The organism is Trebonia sp. (genome assembly GCF_030042015.1).
GTDB lineage: Bacteria > Actinomycetota > Actinomycetes > Streptosporangiales > Streptosporangiaceae > Trebonia.
Genome location: NZ_JASIAL010000071.1, coordinates 1 through 8,224, shown reverse-complemented (window position 1 = coordinate 8,224; position 8,224 = coordinate 1). Strand labels below are relative to the sequence as shown.

9 protein-coding genes and 1 pseudogene are annotated in these 8,224 nt (G+C 68.5%); 6 read left to right on the top strand and 4 right to left on the bottom strand.

Translation table 11 applies throughout. The features are described 5' to 3' along the window. On the top strand, positions 1–695 hold a 695-nt coding region (locus Q1N79_RS03530; RefSeq protein ID WP_300604265.1), incomplete at its 5' end, for an LLM class flavin-dependent oxidoreductase. 57 nt (positions 696–752) lie between these two features. Here Q1N79_RS03530 and Q1N79_RS03525 read toward each other — a convergent pair. Continuing rightward, on the bottom strand, positions 753–1,883 hold the full coding sequence (locus Q1N79_RS03525) for an NDMA-dependent alcohol dehydrogenase (RefSeq protein WP_300604262.1): 1,131 nt from the start codon (positions 1,881–1,883) through the stop codon (positions 753–755). A gap of 16 nt (positions 1,884–1,899) precedes the next feature. Beyond that, positions 1,900–3,009 carry an NDMA-dependent alcohol dehydrogenase gene (locus tag Q1N79_RS03520; RefSeq protein ID WP_300604259.1) on the bottom strand — a complete coding sequence of 370 codons (1,110 nt, stop codon included), beginning with the start codon at positions 3,007–3,009 and terminating at the stop codon, positions 1,900–1,902. A gap of 277 nt (positions 3,010–3,286) precedes the next feature. On the opposite strand from Q1N79_RS03520, the gene Q1N79_RS03515 reads away from it, so the two are divergent. Genes Q1N79_RS03515 through Q1N79_RS03505 form a run of 3 tightly spaced genes read left to right on the top strand, consistent with a single transcriptional unit; the run spans position 3,287 to position 5,131 of the window. Next, complete coding sequence (locus Q1N79_RS03515; protein ID WP_300604257.1) at positions 3,287–4,063, top strand: methyltransferase domain-containing protein; 777 nt, start codon at positions 3,287–3,289, stop codon at positions 4,061–4,063. Between the two features lie 25 nt (positions 4,064–4,088). Then, positions 4,089–4,559: a hypothetical protein gene (locus tag Q1N79_RS03510; protein ID WP_300604255.1), complete on the top strand. Its 471-nt coding sequence runs from the start codon at positions 4,089–4,091 to the stop codon at positions 4,557–4,559. Between the two features lie 11 nt (positions 4,560–4,570). Then, positions 4,571–5,131, top strand: a complete 561-nt coding sequence (locus Q1N79_RS03505; protein WP_300604253.1) for a sigma-70 family RNA polymerase sigma factor — start codon at positions 4,571–4,573, stop codon at positions 5,129–5,131. 771 nt (positions 5,132–5,902) lie between these two features. Here Q1N79_RS03505 and Q1N79_RS03500 read toward each other — a convergent pair. Both Q1N79_RS03500 and Q1N79_RS03495 read right to left on the bottom strand, forming a co-directional pair. Then, positions 5,903–7,147: a styrene monooxygenase/indole monooxygenase family protein gene (locus Q1N79_RS03500; RefSeq protein ID WP_300604251.1), complete on the bottom strand. Its 1,245-nt coding sequence runs from the start codon at positions 7,145–7,147 to the stop codon at positions 5,903–5,905. Between the two features lie 89 nt (positions 7,148–7,236). Next, positions 7,237–7,512: pseudogene (locus tag Q1N79_RS03495) on the bottom strand (transposase); the annotation flags it as partial. A gap of 31 nt (positions 7,513–7,543) precedes the next feature. Between Q1N79_RS03495 and Q1N79_RS03490 the strand changes: the two are divergent. Both Q1N79_RS03490 and Q1N79_RS03485 read left to right on the top strand, forming a co-directional pair. Beyond that, entirely contained in the window at positions 7,544–7,699 is a 156-nt protein-coding gene (locus Q1N79_RS03490; protein ID WP_300604248.1) for a hypothetical protein, read from the top strand. Beyond that, positions 7,696–8,224 (top strand): MFS transporter (locus Q1N79_RS03485; RefSeq protein ID WP_300604246.1); only part of this gene is annotated, 529 nt, incomplete at its 3' end. The genes Q1N79_RS03490 and Q1N79_RS03485, both read left to right, overlap by 4 nt.

Sequence of the window (8,224 nt, the reverse complement as noted above, 5' to 3'; positions counted from 1 at the left end):
TTCTCCGCCGGACGCTCACCTCAGCCGAGCCATTCGACTACGAAGGCGAGTTCTACAAGTTCGAGGGTGCATACAGCATCGTGCAGCCGGCGACCGAGGCGGGGATCCCGCTCTACTTCGGCGGCGCGTCGGGCCCGGCGCTCGAGGCCGGAGCAAAGAACGCGGACACCTACATGCTCTGGGGGGAGCCGCTCGCCGGGATCGCCGAGCGTATCGCGCAGATCCGCGAAGTCGCGGCGAAATACGGACGCTCCCCGCGCTTTTCGATCTCGTTGCGCCCGATCCTGGGCGAGACCGAGGACGCGGCGTGGGCGCGTGCACAACAGATCGGCGACCGGACCGAGGAACGGGTGAAGGGTCGCGACTTCGCCGACCCGGGCGTCCGGCGCAACAATACCTCCGTCGGCGCGGCGCGCCTGCGCGCCTTCGCCGCCGAGGGTGACGTGCTTGACGAGCGACTTTGGATGCGAGTCGCCCGCCTGACCGGCACCGGCGGCAACTCCACCGCGCTCGTCGGCACGGCCGGGCAGGTCGCCGAGGCGCTGGTTAAGTACATCCAGCTTGGCATCTCGACCGTCCTCATCCGCGGCTTCGACCCGCTCGGCGACGCGATCGACTACGGCAAGGAGCTCATCCCGCGCCTACGCGAGGCCACCAAGGACCTCGAGCCGCACAAGGAGCCCGCGCTTCCCTGACCTCCCACCTCCCCACAGCGACGGAGAACCTGGAGCGCACGATCAGTTGGGCTGTGCTCAGTGCTCGTGAACGATCACGCCGCGGATGTTCTTGCCATCGTTCATGTCCTGGTAGGCCTGGTTGATCTCGTCCAGCGCGTACGTGCGGGTGACGAGTTCGTCCAGTTTCAGAAGGCCCGACTTGTACAGGCTGAGCAGCTTCGGTATGTCGTACATCAGGTTGCTGTCGCCGGCCAGCGCACCGCGGATCTGCCGGTGGTAGCTGATCAGCGCGCCGGCGCGGAAGGTCATGTTCTTCTCGCCGAAGTGGCCGACCGCGGTGACCTGCACCTTGCCGCCCTTGCCGGTCATGTCCACGGCGGCGGTGAGCATCTCCTCGGTGACCGCGTCGGGCGTGAGGATCACCTTGTCGGCCAGCTGGCCCCAGGTGACCTCCCGGACGTACTCGTGCGCCTGTTCGGCGGTGGCGAACGCCTTCGTGGCGCCGAACACGGTGGTGGCCATCTCCCGCTTGAACTCCACCGGGTCGACCACGACCACGTGCTGCGCCCCCGCGAACCGGGCGCCCTGCACCGCGTTGCTGCCCACGCCGCCGGCGCCGAAGATCACCACGGTGTCGCCGGCTTGCACCCCGGCCGCGTACACCGACGATCCCCAGCCGGTCGGCACGCCGCAGCCGGTGAGGGACAGTACCTCCCAGGGGATGTCCTGGTGGTCGATGCGCAGCGGAACGACGGAGTACTCCGAGACGACAGCGTACTGGGAGAAGGTTCCCAGCGTGCAGAACCCGCCGACGTCCGTGCTGCCCTCGTGGAACCGCCAGGTGCCGTCCTCGAACATTCCGGTGCCGGCGTTCAGGCCCTTGACGCACATGCTCGAGTGACCGGTGGAGCAGGGCCGGCAGATGCCGCAGGCCGGGATGTAGGACAAGACGACCTTGTCGCCCGGCTTGGCGCGCGTCACGTCGGGGCCGATGGACTCGACGATGCCGGAACCTTCGTGCCCGCCGACGAACATCATGCGGTTCGGGTTGGCGGCCTTGATGACGTGGTCGTCGGAGTGGCACAGCCCGGCAGCCATGATCTTGACCCGGACCTCGTGCGCCTTCGGCTCGTCCAGCTGCAGTTCGGTGATCTCCCAGGCCTTTGAGCCCGGCCGGCCAACGGCGGCGCGGGTGGTGATGCTCATCTTCTGCGGTTCCTTCCTAGTGCTCGTGGACGATCAGGCCGCGGATGTTCTTGCCGTCGAGCATGTCCTGGTAGCCCTGGTTGATCTCGTCGAGCTGGTAGCGGCGGGTGATCAGCTCCTCCAGCTTGAGGTCGCCCGCCTCGTACAGGCCGATCAGCAGCGGCACGTCCGCCAGCGGACTGCAGCCGCCGTAGATCGAGCCCTGGATCTTGCGCCCGTAGCCGAGCAGGATGCCGGAGTTGGTGTCGAAATGGCCGCCCCCGACCGCGGTGATCGTGACCTGGCCGGTCTTGCCGATGACCTGGATGGCGTCCTGGATCACCTTGTCGTGCAGAATGCCGACGGTGATGATCGCGCGGTCGGCGAGTTCGCCCCAGGTGGTCTCGCGCACGAAGTCGAACGCTTCCTCGGCGGTGGCAAAGGTGTGCGTGGCGCCGAACACCTTGGCCATCTCCCGCTTGAACTCCACCGGGTCCACCACGACGACATTCTTGGCCCCGGCAAACCGGGCGCCCTGCACCGCGTTGCTGCCCACGCCCCCGGCCCCGTAGATCACCACGGTCTGCCCGGCGCGCACGTCGCCCGCCCGCACCGCCGATCCCCAGCCGGTCGGCACCCCGCAGGCCACCAGCGCGGCGACATCGAAGCCGATGTATTCGGGGATCTTGACGACGGAGTACTCGTGCACGACCGCGTACTGCGAGAACGTGCCGAGAGCGCACAAGCCGCCGAAGTCCTCACCGTTCTGGTGGAACCGGAACTCCCCGGTCGCGAGCAGCCCGGTCTCGGCGTTCCGGCCGGCGTCGCACAGGTTCTGCCGGCCGGTCGCGCAGTACCGGCACTTGCCGCAGACCGGGATGAACGAGCAGGTCACGTGGTCGCCGACCGTGACCCGGGTGACGGACGGGCCGACCGCCTCGACGACGCCGGCGCCCTCGTGCCCGCCGACCATCGGCATGCGCATCTTCGCGTCGCCCTTTTGCACATGGTCGTCGGAGTGGCACAGGCCGGCCGCGTAGAACTTGACCAGGATCTCGCCGGCCTGCGGATCATCGAGCTCGAGCTCGGTGATCTCCCACGGCTCACCGGCTTTCCGGCAGACCGCGGCTCGCGTTGTCATGCTCATGTGGACCTCTTTCCCGGGTAGTGCGGGCGACCGCCGGCGCGGCGGCGGGCGGTGAGCCTGCGCTCATCCGCACGATCCAGCGCCCGCCGCGGGGGCGCGCCACAATGCTCATCCCGCGCGCCGGCGGAGTCAACACGCGAGGCGCCGTCGTGCTCGCTCCACGGGGCAACAACTGTCCCGTGACCGTCTTCGCAGGACTTGCGGCCGAACGCTCCCGGGGATTCCTGCAATAGCAGGGTAGGGACCATCCCCGGCGCGGCAGATTGGAGACCAGGAGATGAGCGGGCGAGCCGGCAGCGAAGGCGCCGATGTGCTGGCCGAGCGGAGAACCCGGCTAGCAGACAGTCTGCGGGCCGGCTGGCGCGCCAGCGCATCGGTGAGCGAGGCTTTCCAGGCGGTTCCGCGGCACGTGTTCGTGTGCGGGGAACCAGCGGAGCTGGCCTACGAGGATACAGCGATCGTGATCAAGTCCGATGCCGGCGGACTTCCGGTCAGCGCGTCCACCCGTCCCGCCCTGATGGCGATCATGCTCGACCAGCTCGGGCTTGCCCCCGGGCAGCGTGTTCTCGAGATCGGGACCGGGAGCGGCTACAACGCGGCGCTGATCGCGCAGATCGTCGGAGGGTCCGGCTCCGTAGTCACGATGGACATCGAGCCTGACCTGGTAGACCGGGCGCGCGCCAGCCTGGCCGAGGCCGGCTTCGATAACGTTGCAGTCGTCTGCGGCGACGGCGCGGCCGGGGTCCCCAGCTACGCGCCCTACGACCGGATCATCGTGACCGCGGGCGCCTGGGACCTGGCACCGCGGTGGCTGGCGCAGCTTGGCGCCGGCGGGCGGATCGTGGTCCCTCTCTCGGTCCGGGGCATCCAGCTGGCGGTGGCATTCGAGCACGCGGGAAACCACTGGGTCGGGCGGCGGGCTTGCCGGTGCCATTTCATCAGGATGACCGGCCCTTCCGCCGGACCAGAGGTGATCGTGCCGCTCGGTCCGCAGCCGGGCCTTTACGCACTGGCCGCTGACGGGGCCGGTGCCGGAGGCCGATCCCCTCGATGAGGCGCTTTCCTGTCCCGCGACGGACGTGCCTGTTCCCTCGGGGCTGCGCGTCGATGGCATCGCCGAGCTCGCAGACCTGGACCTGTGGCTCGCCCTGACCGAGCCGGGCCTGTCCAGACTGAACATGATGGCCAGCCAGGAGGGGCACGCGAACCCGGCCCAGCGGCGCATTGCCGGCCGGATGCGGCTCGGCGGCTTCGCGCGGTATGAAAGCGGCGCCCGCCTCGGAGTCGCGGCTCTCACCGTGCCACCCGGACTCGCGCGCAGCGACCGGCCCCTTGAGGTTGCCGTCCATGCTTACGGACCCGGCGGTGCGGCTCTCGCTGGTCATCTGGCTAAGAGGGCGGCCGTCTGGGATGGGCTGGGCAGGCCGGGAGCCGACAGCCTGGGACTCGCCGCCTACCCGGCTGGAACGCGGCCGGGGGCTCTTGAGGGCAGGATGATCATCTGTCGGCCGAATACCGTACTGGTAGCGGGGTGGGCGACACCGGTGTAGCGAGGACTGACGTGGAACCTGACGGCGTACTGATCGGACGCTCGGTGCACGGCCGTCCCGACGCGTTCGTCGATGTGGCCCGCCGTCATGAGGTCGCCATTCACGCGTACTTGGCCCGCCGTGCGGGCCGCCAGGCGGCCGATGACCTGCTGGCCGAGGTATGGCTCAGAGCGTTCGCGGGACGCGGCGGCTACGACACCGAACACGCCGACGCGCGGCCGTGGCTGTACGGGATCGCACGGAACGTGCTGCGCGAGCACTGGAGAACTGGCAGCAGTGACGAGTCGGCGGCCCTTGAGGAGGAACGGCTTGACCCATGGGATGGCGTCGATGCCCGGCTGGACTCGGCCGAGCGGGCCAAGGCTGTGGTATCGGCTGTACGAGAGCTTCCGGCGGCCGAGCGCGAAGTGCTGCTGCTCGTTGCCTGGGAGCAGCTCACCCCGGCCGAGGCAGCAAGGGTGCTGGGAGTTGCGCAGGGAACCGTGCGGAGCCGGCTGCACCGGGCACGAGCAACATTGCGCCGGGTGCTGAGCGAACGCGATGCTGAGGACGAAGCTGGGGTGAGCGCATGAGTGATGAGTCGGCGGGGTTGGAGACCGGTGAGCTGCTGAGCGCGATCGGCAAGGTCCGGATGCCCGAGCCGGGTGTCCTGGAAGATGCGCGCGAGGTGTTGTGGTCTGCGATCGCCAGCGAGATGCTCGGCAGCGGCCCTTCGGGTGAGCAGGCGACAGTGACCGGGGGATCGACCGGAGGAGACGAAGATCGCCGCAGGACACTGCGGCGACGCCAGACAGAGCGGTCACGGGATGACCGCAGGATGTCCATGGGCGGGGGAGACCCCGGACCGTTAGGTGCCCCGTCGCGGGGAAGATCGCGTCGGCCCACTGCACGTGATACAGCACGGGCGCAGAGACGGCCCGTGCGGCTGTCAGCATCAGGCCGGGAGCGCAGAGCCCGGGATGGAGCGGCTCTGGCTGGCGGGATCTCGAATTTGCCGAGCACGGCGCAGCGCCCTCATCGACGATCAGCTGCTGGTAGACGGAGGATGAGTCCCAGACAACCACGGTCTCTTCTCCGAGCCACTTGATGCGGCTCGCCTGATCAGCGCCGTTGACCGGACCAGGGCCGGTGCCACCAGCCGGTTGCGAGTATCGCGAGCGCGGCCCAGTAGGGACTGGCGAAGACCGGGTGCCAGGGCGGTGCACTCGGGGTGGATCGCCGTCTCGTTCATCCTGTCGGTCGCGTCCTGCGAAGCGACAACTCCGTAAGACGGAGAAGTCCCGCGCCGTCTCATGTGACTCCCAAGTGCCCGGCGCTTGGGGCCTGGTTACATTCCGTGCTCGTTACATTCCGTGGCGTGCCAGGAATGCGGCTGTGCGCTGCGGGGTCGCCAGGATGTCCCACTGGCGCTCGGGGTAGTTGAAGTTGTCGGTGAACTCGTCCGCGACGGCCGGGTTCTGCGACATCGCGCCGAGGAGCTGCAGTAGGTGCGACGCAGGCGGCAGGGCGATCATGAGGTTCGTCCAGTCGGAGATTGCCTGCACCCGGTTGGCGCGGCGGGCGGCGACCTTCCGGCAGAACCGCTCGTCGAAATTCGGGTCCTCGGCGATCACGGTGCCGAGTTCCCAGGCCGAGTAGGACGCCGAGTTCGCGCCCTGGCCCACGACAGGGTCCACGACCGAGTGCGCGTCGCCGAGCGCGATGATGGGCTTCCCGTTCGGCAGGACGGCATAGTCCTCGCGCAGCACCGGTATCACGGCACCTTGCAGCAGGTCTTCAGGCCGGGTCAGCCTGAACCGCGCCGTATCGATCCGTTCGAAAACCGACGGGTGGTGCGTGCGGACCTTCTCCAGCACCAGCCGCTCGAACGCCGCCGGGTCCTCGTCGTACTTGGCATCCGCGAGCACCTCGGTATCGCCGCCAGGCACGTTCTCGAACAGCAGCACCGTGACGTGGCCCTCGGAAGAGAACGTGGGAATCTCCAGCAACTCCCCGTGCGGCGGCGCCACGCTCATCGTCACGCCCTTGGGCTCCGATCGCGCGATGCCATGGTAGAGGCCGGCGCACAGCCGTCGCTGCGGCCGGCTGTAGGGCGACTTGCCGGGGATGACCGGGAACATCGCGCTGGTGCCGCCCTTGCCGGTGGCCACGACCACGAGGTCATGCTGATCTGACAGCTTCGCTATCTCTTCCGGACTGACTTGCTGTCCGGCGCGGAAGTCGCCGCCCCGTTCCTGGAAGTCCGCTAGCAGTCTGGGCAGGTAGATACGGTAGTCGATGGCCCGTGAGGGAGCGCCAAAGGCACCGGGGAAGGACAGCGGCTGCGGCCCGCCGATGTAGTGGTGATGGCAGAAGTACCCGTATTCTGCGAGCTCCCAGTGATCGACGCCGAGTTCCATCTCGCGCCGGACGGTCGTGTTGTGATGGGCGACCGTGTTCAGCATCCGGCCGCTGGCCAGTTGCGCGGTCGTCTGCTCGCTGTAGATGGTGACCGGGATCCCCTGCTTCTGCAGCAGCAGGGCCAGGTGCAGACCCGCGACCCCGGATCCGATAATGGCGATGCCTGACGACTCCGTACTACCTGGCATGCAGTGTCACCTCTCTGCGCAGCCCTGCCGACGATCTTCCGCCTCCATCATCGTGCGCTTATCGGCGAAAATCGAGGAGCAATGCTTGGCTCCTTGCGGCCGTCGGCGCGCACGCCGATCATCACCACCAGGCACAGCTTGTGCTCCTCCAGTCGGACGCTGACATGGATCACGTCAGCCCACAGGTACGCGTAGTCCGCGCGGCCGACAGGTCCCGGTCCCGGCCCGCGAACGCCCGCTGCTCGTCCTGCCACTGCTCGGTGAGCCGGGTAATCACCGCCGCCGACAGCCCGGCGGACGACCCAGGGGAACTGGCCCAGCGCGGGCACGAAGTACCCGGTGGACAAGTCGCGGAGATAGAGCAGCCGATGCTTCGATTCCCTCGGCGGCTCCACCATGTGGATCATCGCCGAGGAGATGCGATGGGTCCGCGACGAGATCTGGCCGATCCCGGAGCGCTACACTGGCCGGGTGGAGGACCCGTCGCTGTGGCCGCCTGACGCGCGTGCCGCCCGGGTGTTCTTCTTCACCGGCGTCAGCCCCCATCGATGACCGGCCGACGGGGCGGGCTGTTGCGGCAGCGGAACTTCCGCCTGTTCTGGACCGGGGAGAGCATCAGCGAGGTCGGCAATTCCGTCACCATCGTCGTCATTCCGCTGGTCGCCATCGACACCCTGCACACCAGCACGTTCATCGTCACGCTGCTGACCGCGATGGTCTGGCTGCCCTGGGTCATCATCGGCATTCCCGCCGGAGCGTGGGTCGACCGGCTGCCACCCCGGCCCGTCATGCTGGCCAGTGATGCGGTCTCGGTGACGGCGTACGCGAGCGTCCCTGTCGCCGCCTGGTGCGGGGTGCTGACCGTCGCGCAACTCATCGTGGTCACGCTGATCGCCGGCGCGGCGACAGTGTTCTTCAACAGCGCCTACCAGGTCCTGCTCCCAGGGGTAGTCGACGAGGCGGACCTTACCGAGGCGAACGCCAAGCTGTTGGGCAGCCGCGAGGTCGCCCAGATCGGCGGGCCAGGGCTCGGCGGGCTGCTCGCCCAGGCGGCCGGCCCCGTGACCGGGCTGCTGG

Coding starts and splice junctions, on each gene's coding strand:
- Q1N79_RS03525 (WP_300604262.1), bottom strand. CDS start 1,883: ATGAGCATCACCACCCGCGCCGCCGTTGGCCGGCCGGGCTCAAAGGCC.
- Q1N79_RS03500 (WP_300604251.1), bottom strand. CDS start 7,147: ATGCCAGGTAGTACGGAGTCGTCAGGCATCGCCATTATCGGATCCGGG.
- Q1N79_RS03515 (WP_300604257.1), top strand. CDS start 3,287: ATGAGCGGGCGAGCCGGCAGCGAAGGCGCCGATGTGCTGGCCGAGCGG.
- Q1N79_RS03490 (WP_300604248.1), top strand. CDS start 7,544: ATGTGGATCATCGCCGAGGAGATGCGATGGGTCCGCGACGAGATCTGG.
- Q1N79_RS03520 (WP_300604259.1), bottom strand. CDS start 3,009: ATGAGCATGACAACGCGAGCCGCGGTCTGCCGGAAAGCCGGTGAGCCG.